Origin of the sequence: Streptomyces sp. NBC_01257 (genome assembly GCF_035917255.1) — a bacterium.
Taxonomy (GTDB): domain Bacteria; phylum Actinomycetota; class Actinomycetes; order Streptomycetales; family Streptomycetaceae; genus Streptomyces.
In genome coordinates this window covers 8,317,320-8,338,875 of sequence record NZ_CP108472.1, presented here as the reverse complement: position 1 = coordinate 8,338,875, position 21,556 = coordinate 8,317,320, and the positions used below count along the sequence as shown (strand labels likewise).

The following is a 21,556-nucleotide window of genomic DNA, read 5'->3' as shown; positions in this document are numbered from 1 at the left end:
CCGGCCGGCGGTGGCGTGCGCCGGTCCCCGTCACGGCCGGGCTCGCGTGCCCCCGGGCTCCCGATGCCGTCGTGACGGGACCGCCACGCCCGAACGGCTCAGCCGTCGCGAGTCCGCCGATGTCCAACCCTATGGCTCAACCTCAGCGTCAGGGTTGGACCCGATCAGCGAACGTACGATCGAAGGCGGCCCTGGTGGGCGAATCGCCGTCACGGTCGAGGATCCCGAAGACGATCTGCTCGAAGTGACCCGCGAAACGTCCGCCGTCGCTGAGCAGGGCGCGGAACACGCCCGCGACCTCGGCCGGGTCGTTGCGGAACACGCCGCATCCCCAGGCACCCAGCACCAGCCGGCGGTAGCCGCGCACCGCGGCGACCTCCAGCACCCGTTCGGCCCGCGAGGCGAGCGCGGCGGGGATGCGGTGCGCGGACTCCGGGGTCCGGCTGCGGATCACTCCGGCGTTGGGCGCGGGCGAGGTGAGGAATCCCGCCGTGTACGGGGTGTCGAGCAGCCGGCCCCGGTCGTCGCGGAAGACCGGCACCCCGGGCGAGTGGATGACCCGGTCGGTGTAGAACGCGTCCCGTTCGGCCCGGTGGTGGGCGTAGTACTCGGGGGCGCGCAGCAGCGTGGTGTAGAGCGCCGAGCCGCGGCACAGGGCCTCCTCCTGCGCCTGCGCCCCGTTGAGATAGCCGCCACCCGGATTGCGGGCGGAGGCGTAGCTCAGGACGGCCACCTTGCCCGGTGCCTCGGCGGTCATCCTGGCGGCCGCCCGCAGGCTGCTCTCGCCGGTGACCTCGAAGCGCGGTGCGCGGTCCCGGTCCAGTACCGCGACGGGCACCGGCTCGGGGCCGTACAGCCTGGTCCCCGAGAGCGCGGCGGTCAGGGCCCGCTCGATGCTGACCTCGCGGCCCTGCGGTGTGCGGTAGACACCCGCGTCGACGATGGTCTCGGTCTCCCGCGCGATACCGCGCAGCCGGGCGCTCACCGGCCCTCCCCCTTATGGTGCATACGGGGCATCGTCGATGCCCCGCCGCAGTGACGCAAGCGAATTTCTGACGCACGGGGGCACCCTTGTGCGATCTCCCGGCAGGGGTTTGGGTAGGACGGACGCACCGGAACAGGAGGCCCGGCATGTCATCCGACACACCCGGCGGCCACGGTCCGCCCGGACAGGAATCGGACTCCCCCATCGGCGAGGGCGAGGCCGAGGATTTACTGCGCGGCATCTGCTTCAAGACAGGACCGCCCCGCATCGTGGGGGTCGAGCTCGAATGGCTCCTCCACGATCTCGACCGGCCCCATGTCCCTGTCTCGCCCCACCGTCTCGAAGCGGCCGCCACGGCCGTCGGGGAGCTGCCGCTGAACGCGGCGCTCACCTTCGAACCGGGCGGCCAGCTGGAGCTCAGCTCGCGTCCCGCCGATTCCCTCATGGCGTGCGTCGACGACACCGCCGCGGACCTCATCGCCGTACGTGACACCCTCGGCCGGCTGGGCCTCGCCCCGGTCGGGCTCGGTGTCGATCCCTGGCATCCGCCGCGCCGGCTGCTGCGGCAGCCCCGCTACGACGCCATGGAGACCTCGCTCGACCGGTTCGGCCCGGCCGGCCGCGCCATGATGTGCACGACCGCGTCCGTCCAGGTCTGTCTGGACGCCGGCGAGGAGGAGCCGGGACCGCTCGGGTACGGGCGGCGCTGGCAGCTGGCCCACCTGCTGGGCGCGGTGCTGGTGGCGGCGTTCGCCAATTCGCCGAACCGGCTGGGCCGGCCGACGCCCTGGCAGTCCACGCGTCAGTCGCTGTGGGCCGACCTCGACCCGCTGCGCACGCTGGCCCCCGCGGGACAGCTGCCGCCGCGGGACGCGTGGAGCGCGCACGTCCTCGACACACCGGTGATGTGCATCCGGGGCGACGAGGACAGCGTCTGGGTGGTGCCCGAGGGGCTCACCTTCCGTGAATGGATCCGTCGCGGAGTGCCCAGACGTCCGGTCCGCGCCGATCTCGACTACCACGTCACCACGCTGTTCCCGCCGGTGCGCCCGCGCGGGCACCTGGAGCTGCGCATGATCGACGCGCAGCCCGGTGACGACGGCTGGCTCGTGCCGCTCGCCGTCACCACCGCCCTGTTCGACGACCCGGAGGCAGCCGAGACCGTGTACCGCACCGTCAAGCCCCTCGCCGAGACGGCGGGGCCGCTGGCCGCGCCGCGCAATCCGCTCTGGGTGGCGGCCGCCCGCGACGGACTGGCCGATCCGGAACTGCGGACGGCCGCCGCCGTCTGCTTCGGCCTCGCGCTGGAGGCGCTGCCGCGGATGGGTGCGACCCGCGCCGTCCAGGACGCGGTGGCCGAATTCCGGGACCGCTACGTCGCACGGGGCCGATGTCCGGCCGACGACCTGCGGGGACTGTTCACGACGGACCGGGCACACGGTCCGGACCACCCGAAGGGGACCCTCTCATGACCGACTCCCCCGCACCTTCGCCGCACGGGACCCGGGGCCCGGACCTCCAGGACCCCGAGGTGCTCCGGGAGCGCGCGCTCGCCGCGCTCCTCACCGCCCGACGGCGCACCACGCTCCTCACCGACAGCGTCGACGACCACGAACTCACCGCCCAGCACTCACCGTTGATGTCGCCCCTGGTCTGGGACCTCGCGCACATCGGCAATCAGGAAGAGCTGTGGCTGCTGCGCGGCGTGGCGGGCCGGGAGGCCATGCGCCCGGAGATCGACGGCCTCTACGACGCCTTCGAGCACCCCCGGGCCACCCGCCCCTCGCTCCCCCTGCTGGCACCGGCCGAGGCCCGGTCCTACGCCTCGGAGGTACGCGGACGGGCCCTGGACGTCCTGGAGTCCACCCCGCTGGGCGGTCCCGCGCTCGTCCGGTCCGGATTCGCCTTCGGCATGATCGCCCAGCACGAACAGCAGCACGACGAGACCATGCTGATCACCCATCAGCTGCGCTCGGGTCCTGCCGCGCTGAGCGCGCCCGAGCCGCCGCACGCCACCGACGCGGCCACCCTGGCGGCCGAAGTCATGGTGCCCGCCGGCCCGTTCACGATGGGGACGTCGACCGAGCCGTGGGCGCTGGACAACGAACGCCCCGCGCACCGGCGCGAGGTCCCCGGGTTCTTCATCGACACCGCCCCGGTGACCTGCGGCGCCTACCGCGCGTTCATCGAGGACGGCGGATACGGCGAGCGGAGCTGGTGGGCGCCCGAGGGCTGGGCGATGGTCCGGGAGCACGAGCTGACCGCACCGCTGTTCTGGCACCGCGACGCCGGGCAGTGGCTGCGCCGCCGCTTCGGGGTGACCGAACCGGTGCCGGAGGACGAGCCGGTGCTGCACGTCAGCTGGTACGAGGCGGACGCGTACGCCCGCTGGGCCGGCCGCCGGCTGCCCAGCGAGGCGGAGTGGGAGAAGGCCGCCCGCCACGACCCGGCGTCCGGGCGCTCCCGGCGCTATCCGTGGGGCGACGATGACCCGGCACCGGTCCACGCCAACCTGGGGCAGCGCCATCTGCGGCCCGCGCCCGCGGGGGCGTACCCGGCCGGGCGGTCGCCGTCCGGCGCCGGGCAGTTGATCGGCGACGTCTGGGAGTGGACGTCGAGCGACTTCCTGCCCTATCCGGGCTTCGCGCCGTTCCCGTACCGCGAGTACTCGGAGGTGTTCTTCGGGCCGGAGCACAAGGTGCTGCGCGGCGGTTCGTTCGCGGTGGACGCGGTGGCCTGCCGGGGCACGTTCCGCAACTGGGACCTGCCGGTGAGGCGCCAGATCTTCTCCGGATTCCGTACCGCGAGGGACCTCTGATGTGCCGTCATATCGCTTACCTGGGACCGCCGGTGACTCTGGGCACGATGGTGACGGAGCCGGTGCACTCGCTGGTGCGCCAGTCCTGGGAGCCGCGCCGGCAGCGGTACGGGACCGTCAACGCGGACGGGTTCGGTGTCGGCTGGTACGCGGAGGGGGACCCGGTCCCGGGACGCTACCGCAGGCAGGGGCCCGTCTGGGGCGACCAGACCTTCGCGGACCTGGCCAGGGTGGTGCGCAGCCATGCCCTGCTCGCGGCGGTCCGGGACGCGACGGAGGCGGATCCGGACGGCGAGGCGGCGGCCGCGCCCTTCACCGGGGGCGGAGTGCTGTTCAGTCACAACGGCGCGGTGAAGGGCTGGCCGGAGTCGATGGCCCCCCTGGCGGCGACGCTTCCCGCGGCCGAACTGCTCAGGCTCACCGCCCGCTGCGACTCCGCCCTGGTGTGGGCGCTCGTACTGCACCGGCTGGAGGCGGGCGACGCGCTCCCGCAGGCCGTCGCCGACACCGTCCGGGAGGTCGCCGAGGCGGCACCCGGCTCCCGGCTCAACCTGCTGCTCACCGACGGCCGCACCATCGTGGCGACGGCCTGGGGCGACACCCTGTGGCTGCTGGCCGAGCCCGGCCGGCACACGGTCGTCGCCTCGGAGCCCTACGACGACGATCCGCGCTGGCACGAGGTCCCCGACCGCACACTGCTCACCGCGACCGGCACCGATGTCCTGCTGACCCCGCTCAAGGAGCCCACCGAGTGAGTCCCTTCCTGCTGACCCGCACCCTGCCGGTGGACGCGACGGACGCGGCGCTGCGCGCCGATGTGCTGCACGGCCTGACCCGGCACCCCAAGACACTGCCGCCCAAGTGGTTCTACGACGCCCGGGGCAGTGAACTGTTCGAGGAGATCACCCGGCTGCCGGAGTACTACCCGACCCGCGCCGAACGCGAGATCCTGCTCGACCGGGCGGACGAGATCGCCGCCGCGTCCGGCGCCCGGACCCTGGTCGAACTGGGCTCGGGCTCCTCGGAGAAGACCCGGCATCTGCTCGACGCCCTGCCCCGGCTGCACAGTTACGTACCGGTCGATGTGAGCGAGAGCGCGCTTCGCGGTGCGGCGAAGGCGCTGCTGGAGGAACGGCCGGAGCTGTCCGTGCACGCCCTGATCGCGGACTTCACGGCCGGACTCTCCCTGCCGGACACGCCGGGGCCGCGGCTCGTGGCGTTCCTGGGCGGGACCATCGGCAATCTGCTGCCGCACGAGCGGGCGGCGTTCCTCACGTCCGTGCGTGCGCTGCTCTCCCCCGGTGACGCGCTGCTGCTCGGCACGGATCTGGTGAAGGACGAGAAGGTGCTGGTCGCGGCGTACGACGACGCGGCCGGGGTGACGGCCGCGTTCAACCGGAACGTCCTGTCGGTCGTCGACCGGGAGCTGGGCGCCGACTTCGTACCGGAGGACTTCGCGCACGTGGCCCGGTGGAATCCGCAGCAGGAGTGGATCGAGATGCGGCTGCGGGCCCGCCGGGCGCTGACGGTGAAGATCCCGGAGCTGGATCTGGTGGTGCCGTTCGAGGACGGTGAGGAGGTGCGGACCGAGGTGTCGGCCAAGTTCCGCAAGGACGGTGTGCGGGACGAGCTGGCCGGTGCCGGGCTGCGGCTGGCTCAGTGGTGGACGGACTCCGAGGGCAGGTTCGCGCTGTCCCTGGCCACCGTGGACTGAGCGAGTGCGGCCAGTGCGCGGCGGGTGGTGACACTGCCCGCCGGGATCGGCGGCATGACGTGGATCTCGGCGGTCAGCCCGGCGGCCCGGACGACCCGCCACAGGGAGGCGGTCAGCGGATCGTCGCCGACGAACGCCGTGGCGCCCGCCGGGACCCGGTGTCCGGCGGGCTCACGGAGATAGCGGATGCGGACCGGCTGGACGGCGGCGCCGGCGTCGATCGCCGCCTGGAAGGCCGCGGGGCGGAACCTGCCGCCCGGCCCGCGGCCGCACCAGGTGCTGCCTTCCGGGAAGACGACGACCCGCGACCCTCTCCGCAGCGCCGAGGCGACGGCGTGCACGGTCACGGGCAGGGCGCGCAGCCGTTCGCGCTCGACGAAGAGGGTGCCGCCGAGCGCGGCGAGCGGCCCGAGCAGCGGCCAGCGTCTGATGTCGCTCTTGGCGAGCATCCGGCCGGGGCACACGGCGGCCACCAGCGGTATGTCCAGCCAGGAGACGTGGTTGGCGACGACGAGGGCGCCGGGGCCGGCCCGGTGCGCCCGCGGCCGGCCGACGACGCGCACCCTGACCCCGAAGGCCCGGACCACCCCGTGCGCCCAGGTCCGGGTCAGCGGCGCGCGGCGGGACCGGCCCAGCAGGAGCGCGAGCGGGGCGCACAGCACGCCGGTGAGGACGAGCGCACAGCCCGCGCAGAGCAGGGCCACGGCCGGGAGCGGGTGCCGGGACCGGCCGTCGTGGGTGGCGCATGCCGCCGGCGTGCAGGGCGCGGCGGGCAGCCAGGCGCTCAACTCCGCGGGGCGAGCGAGAGGAAGTGGCGCAGGTAGCGCGGGTCGGTGCCGCGCAGCGAGAGCAGGACGTACAGGTCGGCGACGTTGAAGTCCGGGTCGTGGGCGGGGGCTCCGCACACCCGGGCGCCCAGCCGCAGGTAGCCGCGCAGCAGCGGGGGCAGCCCTGCCCTTCCGGCGGGACCGGTCGGAGGACCGGGGAGGGCGGCCGGGGGCTGCCAGAGGCGGTGCGGGGACACCCAGTACTCCTCGGGCGCCAGGTGCTTGGTCCGTACGGTCTCCCAGGCCAGGGCGGCCGCGGTGCCGCCGTCGGAGAGCGGGACCGAGCAGCAGCCGGCCAGCCAGTTGTGCCCGCTGCGTTCCATGTAGCGGGCGAGGCCTGCCCAGATCAGTGCGATGACGGCGCCGTCGCGGTGGGCGGGGTGGACGCAGGAGCGGCCGACCTCGACCAGGTCGTCGCGGATGGGGGCGAGCCGGGTCAGGTCGAACTCGCTCTCGGCGTAGAGGCGGCCCGCGATCCTGGCGCGCCCGGGCGGCAGCAGCCGGTAGGTGGCGACGATCTCGCCGGTGGCCGACTCCTTGACGAGGAGGTGGTCGCAGTACGAGTCGAACGCGTCGCTGTCCAGGCCCGGTTCGGGCCCGTCGAGCCGTGCGCCGAACTCGGCGGCGAAGACCTGGTGACGCAGCCGCTGGGCGGCGCGCACCTCGGCCTGGTCCACGGCGAGGGAGACGCGGTAGCGGGGCTGGGCCGCGGGGGCGGCCAGGAGGGGCCGCCGCAACGGAACGGACGGGGCGGCGGGGGCGGGGGACGCGGAGGGCAGCACATGCATGACGGGCTCCGGGGACGGGTCGGCAAGGGCAGCAGCCGGACCCTCTTAGTTCTTCCGTGACCGGCTGGATTCGACGTGACCGCCATGGAGAGCCTGGATGTGCGACGGCTGAATCCCCCGGTGCGCGGCGGGATCCAGCCGTTCACCGGGGGTGTGCCCGGGCGCCCTGCGGCGCGGTGGGCGGTGCGGAAGCCGCGTCAGCTGCCCGCGAGCAGCTCGGTGATCTTCTCGGATGCGGTCTTCGCCGCGGTCGCCGGGTCCTGGCCCTGGAGGACCTCCGTCATGTACGGCTTGATCGGGTTGTCGGCCTCGACGGCCGCCCACTGCGGCGAGTTGGGGGTGGCGTGGCCGCGTGCGGCACCCTCGGCCATCGCGGCGGTGCTCTCCTCGCCCTCGATGACGTGGGCCAGGGAGGGCTTGTTGGGCACGTAGCTCATGGTCTTGGCGAGCTCCTCCTGCCACTTGGCGCCGGCCAGCGCCTTGATGACCTGGAATCCCGCGCTGCGCTGGTCCGCCTTCTGCGGAACGATCAGATCGGATCCGCCGGTGAATACCGAACCGGGCGCCTTCGCGGTCTTGCCGGGTATCGGGAAGTAGCCCAGCTTTCCCTTGAGTTCGGGGTTCGCCTTCTCGATCAGGGTGGCGGAGCTGGGGGTGGAGATGATCTGCGCGACATTCCCCTTGGCGAACACGTCGCTCTGCGGGGGCTTTTCCTCGTCCGCGTCCTTGGGCCCGTCGCCCAGCGCCTGGAGCTCGGAATAGAAGTCCATGCCCTTGAGGGCGGCGGAACTGTTGAGAACCCCCTGCCAGTCGCCGCCCTTGTCGGTGGCGAGTTCGCCGCCCTCGTCCCAGATGAAGCCGGCGAGTACGTACCAGTTCTGGCCGGGCAGATACATGCCCTGATCGCCGTTCCGGTTCAGCTTCTCGCTGTCCTCGATCCACTGCGCGCGCGTCTTCGGCGGGGTCTTGATGCCGGCCTGCTCGAACAGGTCCTTGTTGTAGATCACCACGCGGTTGGCCGCGTACCAGGGGATTCCGTACTGGACGCCGCCGATGCTGCCGGGTTCGGCGAGACCGGGCAGCCAGTCCTCGCTGCCCAGGTCACGCATGGACTCCAGGGTGAGGTCGCGCAGATTGCCGCTCTCCGCGTACTGGGCGACCTGGGTGTTGCCGACCTCGATGACGTCCGGGGTGTCCTTGCCGCCCAGCGCCTCCAGCACCTTCGGGCCGATACCGCTCCAGCTCTGGATCCTGAACTCCAGTTCGACCGAGGAGTGCTCCTCCTCGTACGCCTTCTTGAAACGGTCCAGGAAGTCGGACGTGACACTGTCCTTCATCAGCCAGATCGTGACCTTCTCGCTGCCTGAGCCGCCCGAGCCGGGAATCACTCCGCACCCGCCCAGAGCGGCGGTGGAAATCAGGGCAACAGCTCCGAAGAGCATGCGGTTTTTCACGGGGTCACCTTCTGCGAAACGGCAGGACAACATTGCGGACCCGGTGTGGGGGACTGCGGGCTGCGCTCGCACGGGCGTGGCTGGATTTTGGTATGGACCAATACTTTGGTCAAGGCCGGTTCAGGACAAGGCGGCGCGCCGCGACCTCTCGCGAACCTCGCCGAGGTGGGGCACCTTGGTAGAGGCGAGAGGAGACAAAACATGTCCAATCACACGTATCGCGTCACGGAGATCGTAGGAACCTCCCATGACGGCATCGACGCGGCCATCCGCAACGGCGTCGCCAGGGCTTCGGAAACGTTGCACAATCTCGACTGGTTCGAGATCACCCAGGTACGCGGCCAGATCAAGGATGGCCGGATCGAGCACTACCAGGTCGGCCTGAAGGTGGGCTTCCGGCTCGACGAGAAGGAGTGACGGCTCCGGTGGACTCGGAGTGGCCGCTCAGGTGCGTCCCTCGCGTTCCTGAGCGTCCCTGAGGGCCTCCGAGGCCTGTGCCCAGCGGGCCCGCACCACGGTGAATCCGGCCAGTTCGGCCGCGTCGCAGACGAGCTCGTCGTCGTCCACCAGCATCCGCACCACGCGGTCGCGGCCCATCCGCCGGAGCGTCTCCAGCTTGGTCCGGCGGGCCGGCCGCCGGTCGTCGTTGCGCCGCATGTGGAGCCGCCCCTCGGGCAGCCCCTGCCGGGCCAGCCAGGCCACGGTGTCCTTGCGGCAGCGCTCCGGCCGGCCGGTGAGGTAGACGACCTCGCACTCCTCGGCGCTGGACCGGGCCAGCCGGACGCCGTCGGACAGCGGCGGGTCGGCGGGTGCCGCGGCGAAGAAGCCGGCCCAGTCACGGCGGGCCCCCTCCAGGAAGTGCTGGCGGTGGGCGGTGTCGGCGAGCGTGCCGTCCAGGTCGAATACGGCCAGCGGCCGGTCGTCGTCTCTCATGCGCCCAGCAAACCAAGGCGCGGCGGTGTCGGGCGACCCGACGCGGCGTTGGTGGCCGCCCGGCCCGGTCCGGGCGGCCACCGACGCCTAGAATCGAACCGTTTGCCCCGGTCAGCCGCCCCGAACCGTACGGAGCCCTCCCCCATGCCCACCCCCCACGATCCGTACGTCAGGGTCCGCGGCGCCGGCGAGCACAACCTGCGGGACGTCGACGTCGACATCCCGCGCGACACCCTCACCGTCTTCACCGGCGTCTCCGGCTCCGGGAAGTCCTCGCTGGCCTTCGGCACGATCTACGCCGAGGCGCAGCGCCGCTACTTCGAGTCCGTCGCGCCCTACGCCCGCCGGCTCATCCACCAGGTCGGCGCACCGAAGGTCGGCGAGATCACCGGGCTGCCGCCCGCGGTCTCACTGGAACAGCGGAGGTCCGCCCCAGGCGCCCGGTCGTCCGTCGGCACCGTGACCACGCTCTCCAACTCGCTGCGGATGCTGTTCTCCCGGGCCGGGCGTTACCCGGAGGGCGCAGAGCGTCTGGACTCGGACTCCTTCTCGCCGAACACCGCCGCCGGGGCCTGCCCCGAGTGCCACGGTCTCGGCCGGATCCACCGGACCACTCAGGAGCTGCTGGTCCCCGACCCCGGACTGTCGATCAGGGAAGGGGCCATCGCCGCCTGGCCGGGTGCGTGGCAGGGCAAGAACCTGCGCGATGTGCTGGACGCGCTCGGGTACGACGTCGACCGGCCGTGGCGGGAGCTCGACCCGGCCGACCGTGAGTGGATCCTGTTCACCGACGAGCAGCCGGTGGTGACGGTCCATCCGGTGCGGGACGCGGGCCGGATCCAACGCCCTTACCAGGGTACGTACATGAGCGCACGGCGCTATGTGATGCACACCTTCGCCGACTCCCGGAGCCGCCCCCTGCGGGCGAAGGCCGAGCGCTTCCTGACCAGTGCGCCCTGCCCGGTCTGCGACGGCAGCCGGCTGCGGCCGGAGGCGATGGCGGTGACGTTCGCGGGCCGGACGATCGCGGAGCTGGCCGGTCTGCCGCTCACCGGGCTCGCCGAGGTGCTCGCGGCCGCGGGCGGCGACGAGACCGCCCACGTGCTGACGGCCGACCTGCTCGCCAGGATCGGGACGGTCACCGAGCTGGGGCTCGGCTACCTCAGCCTGGACCGGACGGCTCCGACACTGTCCTCCGGCGAGCTCCAGCGGCTGCGGCTGGCCACCCAGCTGCGGTCGGGGCTGTTCGGGGTGGTGTACGTCCTGGACGAGCCGTCGGCCGGGCTGCATCCGGCGGACACCGAGTCGCTGCTCGCGGTGCTCGGCCGGCTGAAGGAGGCCGGGAACACGGTATTCGTCGTGGAACACCAGATGGACGTGGTGCGGCAGGCCGACTGGCTCGTCGACGTGGGGCCGCTGGCCGGTGAGCACGGCGGGCGGGTGCTGCACAGCGGGCCGCCGGCCGGGCTCGCCGGGGTCCCGGAGTCGGCGACGCGGCGCTTCCTCTTCGACGACGCCCCCGTCCCCGTACGCGAGGTGCGTGCGCCCTCGGGATGGCTGCGGCTGCGCGGGGTGGACCGGCACAACGTGCGCGACGTGGACGCCGCCTTCCCGCTCGGGGTCTTCACGGCCGTCACCGGGGTCTCGGGCTCGGGGAAGTCGACGCTGGTAGGGCAGGTGCTCGCGGGTGTGCTGGCCGACCGGCAGGCCACGGACGCCTCCCAGGAGCAGGTGGAACGGCCCGCTCCGGGCTGCGCGTCGGCGGAGGGCCTGGCCGCGGTGGACCGCCTCGTCCAGGTCGACCAGCGCCCCATCGGCCGTACCCCCCGGTCCAACCTGGCCACGTACACGGGACTGTTCGACGTCGTGCGCAAGCTGTTCGCCGGGACGGACACGGCTCGCGAGCGGGGCTACCGGGCCGGCCGGTTCTCCTTCAACGTGACGGGCGGGCGGTGCGAGACCTGCCAGGGCGAGGGGTTCGTCTCGGTGGAGCTGCTCTTCCTGCCCAGTACGTACGCGCCCTGCCCGGACTGTCACGGCGCGCGCTACAACCCCGAGACCCTCGACGTCACGCTGCGGGGCCTGAACATCGCTCAGGTGCTGGATCTGACGGTGGAGTCGGCGGCCGGGTTCTTCGCGGACACGCCCGCCGCCGCACGCAGCCTGCGGACGCTGCTCGACGTGGGGCTCGGTTACCTGCGCCTCGGCCAGCCGGCGACGGAGCTGTCCGGCGGCGAGGCGCAGCGGATCAAGCTGGCCGCGGAGCTGCAGCGTGCCCGCCGCGGCCACACGCTGTATCTGCTGGACGAGCCGACGACGGGGCTGCATCCGGCCGATGTCGAGGTGCTGATGCGGCAGTTGCACGGTCTGGTCGACGCGGGCAGCACGGTGGTGGTCGTGGAGCACGACATGGCGGTGGTGGCCGGCGCCGACTGGGTGATCGACCTCGGACCGGGCGGCGGCGACCGGGGCGGCCGGATCGTGGCCGCGGGACCGCCGGTGGAGGTGGCCGGGTCCGCGGACAGCCGGACGGCCACGTATCTGCGTGCCGCGCTCCCCCGGGACTGAGCGCTCAATCCTCGCCAACTCCCCTATTTGCCGCACGAGTTAGTGGTGCCGGCAAGCAGCCGGGCATGAAACAGTAAAGAACGTTGACAGTTAGCTGGTCCAGACCAATCATGGGCATGCCTCACGGCAAACCGCCCGTAGCCTCACCCCGCTGGGAGCTGCCCCATGAGACGTCCAAGAACAGTCGGCGCCGTACTGAGCGCCTTGGCCACCGTCGTCGCCTCCGCAGGCCTGGTCCTCGGATCGGGCGCCGGCGCACAGGCCGCCGCCACCGCCGCCACTCCCCTGCCCGCCCACGTCTTCGCCCCGTACTTCGAGGCGTGGAACGGCGACAGCCCCGCCGCGCTCTCGCAGGCGTCCGGCGCCAAGTACCTGACCATGGCCTTCATCCAGACCGAGGCGCGGGGCTCCTGCACCCCGTACTGGAACGGCGATTCGGGCACCCCCATCGCCCAGTCCGAGTTCGGCGCCGACTTCACCACCATCCGCTCGCGCGGCGGCGACGTGATCCCGTCGTTCGGCGGCTACGCGGCCGACAACGGCGGCACCGAGATCGCCGACAGCTGCACGAACGTCGACTCCATCGCGGCGGCCTACGAGAAGGTCATCACGACCTACGACGTGTCCCGTCTCGACATGGACATCGAGGACAACTCGCTGGAGAACAGCGCCGGGATCGACCGCCGCAACAAGGCGATCAAGAAGGTCCAGGACTGGGCGGCCGCCAACGGACGCTCGGTGCAGATCTCGTACACCCTGCCCACCACCACGAGCGGTCTGGCCGACAGCGGTCTCGCGGTGCTGGAGAACGCGGTGTCCAACGGGGCCAGGGTCGATGTCGTGAACCTCATGACGTTCGACTACTACGACGGCGCCTCGCACAACATGGCGCAGGACACCCAGACGTCGATCACCGGCCTCAAGGGCCAGCTCGCCGACCTGTATCCGTCGAAGACCGACGCCCAGCTCTGGGGCATGACGGGCATCATCGAGATGCCGGGCATCGACGACTACGGTCCGGCCGAGACGTTCACGACGGCCGATGCCACGTCGGTCTACAACTGGGCGGTCTCCAAGGGTGTCAGCACCCTGTCGTTCTGGGCACTCCAGCGGGACAACGGCGGCTGCCCGGGCACCGGGGGAAGCGACACCTGCTCCGGCATCGCGCAGGACACCTGGTACTTCAGCCACACCTTCGCGCCGTTCACGAGCGGCGGCACGGGTCCGGTGACGGACGACTACTCGGTGGCCGTGTCACCCGCTTCGGCGACGATCGCGCCGGGCGGGACGGCCACGGCCACCGTGAAGACGGCGGTCACCTCGGGCAGCGCCAAGAGCGTCGCACTGAAGACGAGCGGGGCGCCCGCCGGTGTGACGGCGACGCTCAGCCCGGCGACGGTCACGGCCGGGGGCACATCGGCCCTGACCGTGAAGGCCTCGGCGTCGGCGGCGCCCGGCACGTACACGATCACCGTCACCGGTACCGCGGGCACACTCAGCCACGCGGCGAGCTTCGCACTGACCGTGTCGGGCCCGGGCGGCGGCACGGGTTCGCTGGTGAACGGGGACTTCGAGACCGGCTCGCTGGGTCCCTGGACCTGTGAGTCCGGCGGCGCGGTCGTCTCCACCCCGGTGCACGGCGGCACGCGCGCCCTCGCCGCGGCGGCCACCTCCTCGCAGACCGGCGAGTGCACCCAGACGCTCACCCTGTCCCCCAACACCAAGTACACGCTCAGTGGCTGGGTGCAGGGCAGTTACGGCTACCTCGGCGTCAAGGGCGGTGCCACGGCGAGCACCTGGGGGTCGTCCAGCGGTTACGCCAAGCAGTCGGTCGCCTTCACCACCGGGTCGAGCGGTGCGGTGACCGTCTATCTGCACGGCTGGTACGGGCAGGGCACGGTCTACGGTGACGACCTCTCCGTGACCTCCTGACCCCTGACCCACGGCACGACGGAGCCCCGGCTCCGGAGGCGGGCGGCCTCCGGAGCCGGGGCTCCGCTGCGTCAGCGGTCGACCTTGCGGGCCGCGCGCAGCCACTCCTTGTTCATCGCGGAGATCGACGGCAGCGGGATGCCCTTCGGGCAGGCCGTCGCGCACTCCCCGGTCAGCGTGCAGCCGCCGAAGCCCTCGCTGTCCATCTGCCCGACCATGTCCAGGACCCGGGTCTCCCGCTCGGGGGCGCCCTGCGGCAGGACGTTGAGGTGGTTGACCTTGGCGGAGGTGAACAGCATCGCCGAGCCGTTGGGGCAGGCCGCCACGCAGGCCCCGCAGCCGATGCACTCGGCGTGCTCGAAGGCGAAGTCGGCGTCGGGCTTGGGCACGGGCGTCGCGTGGGCGTCCGGAGCCGTACCGGTCGGGGCGGAGATGTAGCCGCCGGCCTGGATGATCCGGTCGAAGGCGGAACGGTCCACGACCAGGTCCCTGACGACCGGGAAGGCCGAGGCGCGCCAGGGCTCGATGTCGATCGTGTCGCCGTCCCGGAACGACCGCATGTGGAGCTGGCACGTGGTGGTGCGCTCCGGGCCGTGGGCGTCGCCGTTGATGACGAGGCTGCACGCGCCGCAGATGCCCTCGCGGCAGTCGTGGTCGAAGGCGACGGGGTCGTCGCCGGCGAGGATGAGCTCCTCGTTGAGGGTGTCGAGCATCTCCAGGAACGACATGTCCTGCGAGATGCCGTCCACGTCGTACGTGGACATGGCGCCGGGGGCGTCGGCGTTCTTCTGGCGCCAGACGCGCAGGGTGAGCTTCATGCGTAGCTCCGCTGAGTGGGGTGGACGTACTCGAAGACGAGGTCTTCCTTGTGCAGGACGGGGGCGTCGCCGGTGGCCGTGAACTCCCACGCCGCTCCGTAGGAGAACTCCTCGTCGCGCCGGGCGGCCTCGCCGTCCGGGGTCTGCGACTCCTCGCGGAAGTGGCCTCCGCAGGACTCAGCCCGGTGCAGGGCGTCGAGGCACATCAGCTCGGCGAGTTCGAGGTAGTCGACGACGCGGTTGGCCTTCTCCAGCGACTGGTTGAACTCGTCGCCGGTCCCGGGCACCTTGATGCGGCGCCAGAACTCGTCGCGGATCTGCGGGATCCGGTCGAGCGCCTTGCGCAGCCCCTCCTCGGTGCGGGCCATCCCGCAGTACTCCCACATCAGTTCACCGATCTCGCGGTGGAAGGAGTCGGGGGTGCGGTCGCCGTCGACGGCCAGCAGCAGGTTGAGGCGGTCCTCGGTCTCCGCGACGGCCTCCTCCACCGCCGGGTGGGAGCCGTCGACCTCCTCGTGGTGCGGGTTGCGGGCCAGGTAGTCGTTGATGGTCGACGGCAGGACGAAGTAGCCGTCGGCGAGGCCCTGCATCAGCGCGGAGGCGCCGAGGCGGTTCGCGCCGTGGTCGGAGAAGTTGGCCTCGCCGATCGCGAACAGGCCCGGGATCGTGGTCTGGAGGTCGTAGTCGACCCAGAGCCCGCCCATCGTGTAGTGCACGGCCGGGTAGATCCGCATCGGGGTCTCGTACGGGTTCTCCGCCGTGATCCGGGCATACATGTCGAAGAGGTTGCCGTACTTCTCCTCGACCTTGGCCCGGCCCATCCGTTCGATGGCCTCGGCGAAGTCCAGGTAGACACCCTGGCCGCCGGGTCCGACGCCGCGGCCCTCGTCGCACACGTTCTTCGCGGCGCGGGAGGCGATGTCCCGGGGCACGAGGTTGCCGAAGGCGGGGTAGATCCGCTCCAGGTAGTAGTCGCGCTCGTCCTCGGGGATCTCGCCCGCGGGGCGGGTGTCGCCCTTGGCCTTCGGCACCCAGATGCGGCCGTCGTTGCGCAGCGACTCGCTCATCAGCGTCAGCTTGGACTGGTGGTCGCCGGTGCGCGGGATGCAGGTGGGATGGATCTGGGTGAAGCAGGGGTTGGCGAAGTACGCCCCGCGCCGGTGGGCGCGCCAGATGGCGGTGGCGTTGGAGTTCATCGCGTTGGTCGACAGGTAGAAGACGTTGCCGTAGCCGCCGCTGGCCAGCACGACGGCGTCGGCGAAGTACGTGTCGATCCGCCCGGTGACCAGGTCGCGGGCCACGATGCCGCGGGCCTTGCCGCCGACGATGACCAGATCGAGCATCTCGGTACGGGAGTGCAGTTCGACGTTGCCCGCGGCGATCTGCCGCGACAGTGCCTGATAGGCGCCCAGCAGCAGCTGCTGTCCGGTCTGGCCGCGGGCGTAGAAGGTGCGGGAGACCTGGACGCCGCCGAAGGAGCGGTTGTCGAGGAGACCGCCGTACTCGCGGGCGAAGGGGACGCCCTGGGCCACGCACTGGTCGATGATCTCGACGGAGATCTGCGCGAGCCGGTGGACGTTGGACTCGCGGGCGCGGAAGTCGCCGCCCTTGACGGTGTCGTAGAAGAGCCGGTGGACGGAGTCGCCGTCGTTGCGGTAGTTCTTCGCCGCGTTGATGCCGCCCTGCGCCGCGACCGAGTGCGCGCGGCGGGGCGAGTCCTGGAAGCAGAACTGGACGACGTGGTAGCCCTGTTCGGCGAGCGTCGCCCCGGCCGAGCCGCCGGCCAGGCCGGTGCCCACGACGATGACGGTGTGCTTGCGGCGGTTGGCCGGGTTGACCAGCTTCGCCTCGAAGCGGCGGGTGTCCCAGCGGTCGGCGACGGGGCCTTCAGGGGCCTTGGTGTCGGTGACCGGGGCGCCGGTCGTGTAGTCCGTGTAGTCGTTCATGTCAGCTCACCACTCCGGTCATGACGGCGACGGGTACGGAGACGAAGCCCACCGTCAGCACCAGCGCGAGGACGTTGGCGATGGTCTTCAGGGCGCGGTCGCGGGTCGCGCGGCCGGCGCCGAGGGTCTGCGCCGCGCTCCAGAACCCGTGCTGGACGTGCAGCCCCATGGCGAGCATGGCGACGATGTAGATGACGTTGCCGTACCAGGTGGAGAAGGTGTCGATCACGTTCTGGTACGGGTGGCCGGACTGGAAGCCGCCGGAGTGCACGGTGCCGGTCGTCAGGTCGAGGATGTGCCAGACGATGAACAGCGCGATGATGATTCCGCCGTAGCGCATCGTGTTCGTGGCATAGCTGGCGCGCGGCTTCTTGTGCACGTACTTGCTGGGCCGGGCCCGCAGGTCGCGCCGGCTGAGCTGGTACGCGGAGACGGCGTGCAGGACCACGGCGGCGACGAGCACGACGCGGACGATCCACAGGGCCCACTCGTGGTGCAGGAACGGCTCGCCCATCACGCGCAGCCAGTGCGCGTAGCCGTTGAACTCGTCGGACCCGAAGAAGATCTTCAGGTTGCCGACCATGTGGACGACCAAGTAGAGGAGCATGATCAGGCCGCTCACGGCCATGATCGTCTTCTTGCCGACGGACGAGTCCCAGAGCGTGCGCGTCATGGACGGCCGTCGGTCCGTCCGTGTTGCCAATGCCATGAACACGACGCTAGGGCCGAAGGGCCCGATCAGTCCAAGACATGGAATGGCTCATCTCCATAGGCTTGAGCTATCGAGGCGGGTAGGGTGAGTGTATGCAGTTCCAGCAGCTCACCTATTTCGTGGCGGTCGCCGAGGCCCGGCACTTCACCCGCGCCGCGGAGGAGGTGCACGTCTCGCAGCCCTCGCTCTCCCAGCAGATCAGGGCCCTGGAGAACGAGCTGGGTGCCGAGCTGTTCAGCCGGGCCCGGGGGAACATCGCACTGACGGACGCGGGCGAGGCCCTGCTGCCGCTCGCCCGGCGCATCCTGGCCGACGCCGACACCGCCCGGCACGAGGTCCAGGAACTGGCCCAGCTGCGCCGCGGCCGGGTCAGGCTCGGCGCCACACCCAGCCTCTGCACGGGCCTGCTGCCCGATGTGCTCCGCGCCTTCCACGATCTGCACCCGGGGATCCAGCTGCTGCTGGAGGAGGGCGGCTCGCACGACCTCGTACGGGAACTGGCGCGCGGGGCGCTCGATCTGGCCCTGGTGGTGCTTCCGCTGCCCGCGGCCTCACCGGCGCTGACCACCGTCGAACTGCTCCAGGAGGACCTGGTGGTGGTCTCTTCCGCGGACGGCCCGCGGCCCGGCCGCGGTGGCAGCGTCCGGATCGCGGATCTGGAGGGCGAGCCGCTGGTGATGTTCCGGCACGGCTACGACCTGCGGGAGCTCACCGTCGCCGCCTGCCGGGCCGAGGGCTTCGAGCCGTCGTTCACCGTGGAGGGCGGCGAGATGGACGCCGTCCTCGGCTTCGTGCGGGCCGGTCTCGGGGCCGCCGTGGTGCCCAGCATGGTGGCGACCCGGGCCGGCCGCGATCTGCGCACCACACCGCTGGCGCGGCCGGGGCTGCGGCGCACGATCGCGCTGGCCCACCGCAGCGACGTGGCCCCGCCGCGGGCGGCGCGGGAGCTGCAGCGGGTGCTGCTGGCCAGCCGGGCGGACGCGGTGTCCTCGGGCCCGCCACCGGGCGACGGACAGGCCTGAGGACACCGCGGCACCGCCCGGCTCACACCGCGTCGGCCAGCAGCAGCGAGTGGATCCGGTCCGGGGCCCCGGGGCGCGCGTAGTACCAGCCCTGGGCCGTGTCGCAGCCCAGCTGCCGCAGCTGCTCCGCCTGGGCCCCCGTCTCCACGCCCTCGACCGTCACGGCCAGGTCCAGGCTGTGCGCGAGCGAGACGATCCCCTCGACGATCTTCAGGTCCACCGGATCGGCCGGATGGTGCTGCATCCCCTGCGTGAAGGAACGGTCCAGCTTCAGCACGCTCACCGGCAGCCGCCGCAGGTTCGCCAGGTTCGAGTACCCCGTGCCGAAGTCGTCGAGCGCTATGTCGACGCCCATGTCGGCCAGTTGCCGCAGCGGCTTCAGCAGGTCCTCGTCCGCCCCGATGAGGGCCGACTCGGTGACCTCCAGGCACAGCGCCCCGGCTTCGAGCCCCGAACGCTCCAGGATGTTCACCGTCTCCGCGACCAGCCGCGGGTGGTGCAGCTGGGCGGGCGAGAGGTTGACGTTGATCCGCAGCGGACCGCCGTCGGTGTGCCGCTCCTGCCAGAAGTTGGCCTGCCGCACCGACTCCTCCAGCACCCACCGGCCCAGCGGCACGATCAGGCCGGTGTGCTCGGCGAGGGCGATGAACCGGTCCGGCCCCAGCACCCCGTGCTGCGGATGGCACCAGCGCACCAGCGCCTCGGCGCCGTGCACCGAACCGTCACCGAGGTGCACCAGCGGCTGGTACTCGATGAAGAACTCACCGCGCTCCAGCGCGGCCGGCAGCGCCGTGGTCAGGCCGTGCCGCGTGATGGCGCGGGCGTCCGCCTCCGCGTCGGCGAGCTCGAAGCGGTTGCCGCCCGCGGACTTGGCGCGGTACATCGTGATGTCGGCGCTCCGCAGCACCTCCGCGGCGCTGCGTTCGCCCGCCGGCCCCTCGACGACCCCGATGGACCCGCGGACCGTCAGCTCGCGCCCGTCCAGCCGGATCGGCGTGCCGAGGACACTCAGGATCCGGCACGCCAGGTCGTCGACCTCGGACGCGGTGTCGGGGCCGGTGGTCAGCGCCACGAACTCGTCGCCGCCGAGCCGCGCCACCATCTCACCGGGTGCGGTCGCGCAGCTCTGCAGCCGGTCCGCGACCTCGACCAGCAGCCGGTCGCCCGAGGCGTGGCCCAGGCTGTCGTTGATGGCCTTGAAACCGTCCAGGTCCAGGTAGCAGAGGCCGAACCGGCTGCCGTCCCCGGCTGAGAGCGCTTTCTCGAGACGCTCGAAGAAGAGCGTCCTGTTCGGCAGGCCGGTGAGCGCGTCGTGCGTGGCCTCGTACCGCAGCCGCAGATTGAGCAGCCGCCGCTCGGTGGTGTCCTCCATCAGGGCCAGCTGGTACTCCGGCCGGCCCTCGGAATCCCGCAGCAGAGACACCGTCAGATTGGTCCACAGGACGGTGCCGTCGTTGCGGTAGTACGGCTTCTCGACCCGGTAGTGCTCGCGTTCGCCGCGCACCAGCTCGTTGTAGTACCGCCATACCTGCGGGGAGTCCTCGGGGTGGACCCACTCGTCGACGCGGTGGCTCAGGACGTGGTTCTCGAGGCCGCCGAACATCCGGGTGAGGGTGTCGTTGACCTCCAGCACGTTGCCGTCCAGGTCGGCGATCCCGATGCCGATGGCGGCGTCCTTGAAGACGGCCCGGAAGCGCGCCTCCGTCGCGTGCAGCGCCTGTTCGGCCTGCGAGCGCGCGGTGAGCGCCGAGCGGGCGATGGCCTCCTGCTCGGCGAGGGTCCGCTCGCGCAGGGCCTGGGAGAAGCCTCCCGCGACGGCGTGCTGGATCCGCGCGCAGCGGGACCGGCTGTCCTCGGTCGACAGGGCGTCCGGCCCATTGCTGCCGCAGTAGAGCACGAGGTACGAGTCGACGACCCCGAGCGTGGAGCTGAGTGCGTCGGGGTCCGTGCAGTGCGCCGCGACGAGGGCGGTGCCCACCCGGCTCGCGGGAGCCGCGTCGAAGGGGCGGGCGTGCAGGGTGTCGCTGAGCGCGCGGGCGAGCGGGAGCAGATGCTGCTCGAACTCGGGCCGCGTCATGGAGGTGGCTGTCGACGGGAAGATCGCCCGGCTCCAGATCGTGGCGAATCTCCGGAGCCGGTCCTCGGGGCCGTCCGGCTCCGCGTCCGGGGCTCCGGACGCCTGGGCGGGAATGCTCACGCCTTGCGTCCCACTCCAGCGAAGCCCGAGAAGGCGTATGGGTCCTCGTTCTCCTGGGCGGCCGCGGAGTCGGGGTGCCAGTCCGGCATCGACACCAGGCCGGGCTCGATCATCTCGTAGCCCGCGAAGAACCGGCCGATCTCGTCCTGCGACCGCATCACCAGCGGGTTGCGGATGTTCTTGTACACCCCGACCGTGCCGTCGGCCTCCGCCTGCGTCAGCGGAATGCCCTCGTACGAGGCGTGCGTGACGATGAGAAGGCTGCCGGGCGCCAGGGCGTCGCGCAGGGCGGCGACGGCGGTCTGCGGGTCGTCGGAGTCCTCGATGAAGTGGAGTACGGCGACGAGCAGCAGCGCCACCGGCCGGTCCAGGTCGAGGAACTTCACGATGTCCGGGTGGCCGAGGATCTCCTCGGGCCGGCGCAGATCGGCGGTCGCGATCACCGCGCGGTCGTTCCCTTCGAGCACGGCCTCGCTGTGTGCGACTGCGACCGGATCGTGGTCGACGTACGCCACCTTGGCCTGCGGGTCGATCGCCTGGGCGACCTCGTGGACGTTTCCGAAGGTGGGTATCCCGGAACCGATGTCGAGGAACTGCGTGACTCCCCGGTCCAGCGCGTAGCGCACGGCGCGGCGCATAAAGGCGCGGTTCGCCTGCATGATCTTGGGAAGTCCCGGCATGAACTCCATGGCCTTGCGGGCTGCTTCCCGGTCCACTTCGAAATTGTGCGAGCCGCCCAGATAGAAGTCATACATTCGGGACACGCTCGGCACCGAAATGTCAATGCCTTGCGGTGCCCAGGCGGGACGCTCCATCGATGTCTCCAACAAGTCGCCACGGCG

18 protein-coding genes are annotated in these 21,556 nt (G+C 71.7%); 8 read left to right on the top strand and 10 right to left on the bottom strand.

Annotated elements, in window-relative coordinates:
• Positions 1-148 precede the first annotated feature (148 nt).
• A complete protein-coding gene (locus tag OG408_RS36335; RefSeq protein ID WP_285572501.1) occupies positions 149-985 on the bottom strand; it encodes a TIGR02452 family protein in 837 nt (278 codons plus the stop codon).
• A 146-nt stretch (positions 986-1,131) separates the two neighbouring features.
• Here OG408_RS36335 and egtA point away from each other — a divergent pair, with 146 nt between their 5' ends.
• The 4 genes from egtA to egtD are packed head-to-tail and all read left to right on the top strand — an operon-like array spanning position 1,132 to position 5,517.
• Positions 1,132-2,457, top strand: a complete 1,326-nt coding sequence (gene egtA, locus OG408_RS36330) for an ergothioneine biosynthesis glutamate--cysteine ligase EgtA (RefSeq protein WP_326673770.1) — start codon at positions 1,132-1,134, stop codon at positions 2,455-2,457.
• Positions 2,454-3,803, top strand: a complete 1,350-nt coding sequence (gene egtB / locus OG408_RS36325) for an ergothioneine biosynthesis protein EgtB (protein WP_326673769.1) — start codon at positions 2,454-2,456, stop codon at positions 3,801-3,803. The genes egtA and egtB overlap by 4 nt, the downstream gene beginning before the upstream one ends.
• Positions 3,803-4,558, top strand: a complete 756-nt coding sequence (gene egtC / locus OG408_RS36320) for an ergothioneine biosynthesis protein EgtC (protein WP_326673768.1) — start codon at positions 3,803-3,805, stop codon at positions 4,556-4,558. Before egtB ends, egtC begins: the two co-directional genes overlap by 1 nt.
• Complete coding sequence (gene egtD, locus OG408_RS36315; protein ID WP_285572509.1) at positions 4,555-5,517, top strand: L-histidine N(alpha)-methyltransferase; 963 nt, start codon at positions 4,555-4,557, stop codon at positions 5,515-5,517. The genes egtC and egtD overlap by 4 nt, the downstream gene beginning before the upstream one ends.
• Here the strand turns inward: egtD and OG408_RS36310 are convergent.
• The 3 genes from OG408_RS36310 to OG408_RS36300 all read right to left on the bottom strand — a co-directional run bounded on the left by OG408_RS36310 (position 5,460) and on the right by OG408_RS36300 (position 8,586).
• A complete protein-coding gene (locus OG408_RS36310) occupies positions 5,460-6,305 on the bottom strand; it encodes a lysophospholipid acyltransferase family protein (protein ID WP_326673767.1) in 846 nt (281 codons plus the stop codon). The two genes, egtD and OG408_RS36310, sit on opposite strands and share 58 nt — an antisense overlap.
• A complete protein-coding gene (locus OG408_RS36305; protein WP_326673766.1) occupies positions 6,302-7,132 on the bottom strand; it encodes a GNAT family N-acetyltransferase in 831 nt (276 codons plus the stop codon). Before OG408_RS36305 ends, OG408_RS36310 begins: the two co-directional genes overlap by 4 nt.
• Positions 7,133-7,329: 197 nt before the next feature.
• Positions 7,330-8,586, bottom strand: a complete 1,257-nt coding sequence (locus OG408_RS36300; protein ID WP_285572513.1) for an extracellular solute-binding protein — start codon at positions 8,584-8,586, stop codon at positions 7,330-7,332.
• A 201-nt stretch (positions 8,587-8,787) separates the two neighbouring features.
• Between OG408_RS36300 and OG408_RS36295 the strand changes: the two genes are divergently transcribed.
• Positions 8,788-9,003 carry a dodecin gene (locus OG408_RS36295; protein WP_285572515.1) on the top strand — a complete coding sequence of 72 codons (216 nt, stop codon included), beginning with the start codon at positions 8,788-8,790 and terminating at the stop codon, positions 9,001-9,003.
• A 27-nt stretch (positions 9,004-9,030) separates the two neighbouring features.
• Here the strand turns inward: OG408_RS36295 and OG408_RS36290 are convergent, their stop codons facing one another.
• Positions 9,031-9,519 (bottom strand): phosphatase domain-containing protein, encoded by a 489-nt coding sequence (locus tag OG408_RS36290; protein WP_285572517.1) that lies wholly within the window; start codon positions 9,517-9,519, stop codon positions 9,031-9,033.
• Between the two features lie 144 nt (positions 9,520-9,663).
• On the opposite strand from OG408_RS36290, the gene uvrA reads away from it, so the two are divergent.
• Both uvrA and OG408_RS36280 read left to right on the top strand, forming a co-directional pair.
• Entirely contained in the window at positions 9,664-12,087 is a 2,424-nt protein-coding gene (gene uvrA / locus OG408_RS36285) for an excinuclease ABC subunit UvrA (protein ID WP_326673765.1), read from the top strand.
• Positions 12,088-12,252: 165 nt separating this feature from the next.
• Positions 12,253-14,019: a glycosyl hydrolase family 18 protein gene (locus OG408_RS36280; protein ID WP_285572522.1), complete on the top strand. Its 1,767-nt coding sequence runs from the start codon at positions 12,253-12,255 to the stop codon at positions 14,017-14,019.
• A 71-nt stretch (positions 14,020-14,090) separates the two neighbouring features.
• Here OG408_RS36280 and OG408_RS36275 read toward each other — a convergent pair whose 3' ends face one another.
• Genes OG408_RS36275 through OG408_RS36265 form a run of 3 tightly spaced genes read right to left on the bottom strand, consistent with a single transcriptional unit; the run spans position 14,091 to position 17,492 of the window.
• Positions 14,091-14,837, bottom strand: a complete 747-nt coding sequence (locus OG408_RS36275) for a succinate dehydrogenase/fumarate reductase iron-sulfur subunit (protein ID WP_326673764.1) — start codon at positions 14,835-14,837, stop codon at positions 14,091-14,093.
• The gene (locus tag OG408_RS36270) at positions 14,834-16,783 is read right to left on the bottom strand and encodes a fumarate reductase/succinate dehydrogenase flavoprotein subunit (protein ID WP_326673763.1); all 1,950 of its coding nucleotides are present in this window, start codon (positions 16,781-16,783) and stop codon (positions 14,834-14,836) included. Before OG408_RS36270 ends, OG408_RS36275 begins: the two co-directional genes overlap by 4 nt.
• Before the next feature lies 1 nt (position 16,784).
• Complete coding sequence (locus tag OG408_RS36265; protein WP_285573404.1) at positions 16,785-17,492, bottom strand: succinate dehydrogenase; 708 nt, start codon at positions 17,490-17,492, stop codon at positions 16,785-16,787.
• A gap of 95 nt (positions 17,493-17,587) precedes the next feature.
• On the opposite strand from OG408_RS36265, the gene OG408_RS36260 reads away from it, so the two are divergent.
• Positions 17,588-18,517 (top strand): LysR family transcriptional regulator, encoded by a 930-nt coding sequence (locus tag OG408_RS36260; RefSeq protein WP_285573401.1) that lies wholly within the window; start codon positions 17,588-17,590, stop codon positions 18,515-18,517.
• Positions 18,518-18,539: 22 nt separating this feature from the next.
• Here OG408_RS36260 and OG408_RS36255 read toward each other — a convergent pair whose 3' ends face one another.
• Together OG408_RS36255 and OG408_RS36250 are read right to left on the bottom strand one after the other, a co-directional pair.
• Positions 18,540-20,714 carry a putative bifunctional diguanylate cyclase/phosphodiesterase gene (locus OG408_RS36255; RefSeq protein ID WP_285573399.1) on the bottom strand — a complete coding sequence of 725 codons (2,175 nt, stop codon included), beginning with the start codon at positions 20,712-20,714 and terminating at the stop codon, positions 18,540-18,542.
• Entirely contained in the window at positions 20,711-21,529 is an 819-nt protein-coding gene (locus tag OG408_RS36250; RefSeq protein ID WP_326673762.1) for an SAM-dependent methyltransferase, read from the bottom strand. The genes OG408_RS36255 and OG408_RS36250 overlap by 4 nt, the downstream gene beginning before the upstream one ends.
• Between the last annotated feature and the right edge of the window lie 27 nt (positions 21,530-21,556).

Coding starts and splice junctions, on each gene's coding strand:
- egtA (WP_326673770.1), top strand. CDS start 1,132: ATGTCATCCGACACACCCGGCGGCCACGGTCCGCCCGGACAGGAATCG.
- egtB (WP_326673769.1), top strand. CDS start 2,454: ATGACCGACTCCCCCGCACCTTCGCCGCACGGGACCCGGGGCCCGGAC.
- egtC (WP_326673768.1), top strand. CDS start 3,803: ATGTGCCGTCATATCGCTTACCTGGGACCGCCGGTGACTCTGGGCACG.
- OG408_RS36305 (WP_326673766.1), bottom strand. CDS start 7,132: ATGCATGTGCTGCCCTCCGCGTCCCCCGCCCCCGCCGCCCCGTCCGTT.
- OG408_RS36295 (WP_285572515.1), top strand. CDS start 8,788: ATGTCCAATCACACGTATCGCGTCACGGAGATCGTAGGAACCTCCCAT.
- OG408_RS36290 (WP_285572517.1), bottom strand. CDS start 9,519: ATGAGAGACGACGACCGGCCGCTGGCCGTATTCGACCTGGACGGCACG.
- uvrA (WP_326673765.1), top strand. CDS start 9,664: ATGCCCACCCCCCACGATCCGTACGTCAGGGTCCGCGGCGCCGGCGAG.
- OG408_RS36280 (WP_285572522.1), top strand. CDS start 12,253: ATGAGACGTCCAAGAACAGTCGGCGCCGTACTGAGCGCCTTGGCCACC.
- OG408_RS36275 (WP_326673764.1), bottom strand. CDS start 14,837: ATGAAGCTCACCCTGCGCGTCTGGCGCCAGAAGAACGCCGACGCCCCC.
- OG408_RS36270 (WP_326673763.1), bottom strand. CDS start 16,783: ATGAACGACTACACGGACTACACGACCGGCGCCCCGGTCACCGACACC.
- OG408_RS36265 (WP_285573404.1), bottom strand. CDS start 17,492: ATGGCATTGGCAACACGGACGGACCGACGGCCGTCCATGACGCGCACG.
- OG408_RS36260 (WP_285573401.1), top strand. CDS start 17,588: ATGCAGTTCCAGCAGCTCACCTATTTCGTGGCGGTCGCCGAGGCCCGG.
- OG408_RS36250 (WP_326673762.1), bottom strand. CDS start 21,529: ATGGAGCGTCCCGCCTGGGCACCGCAAGGCATTGACATTTCGGTGCCG.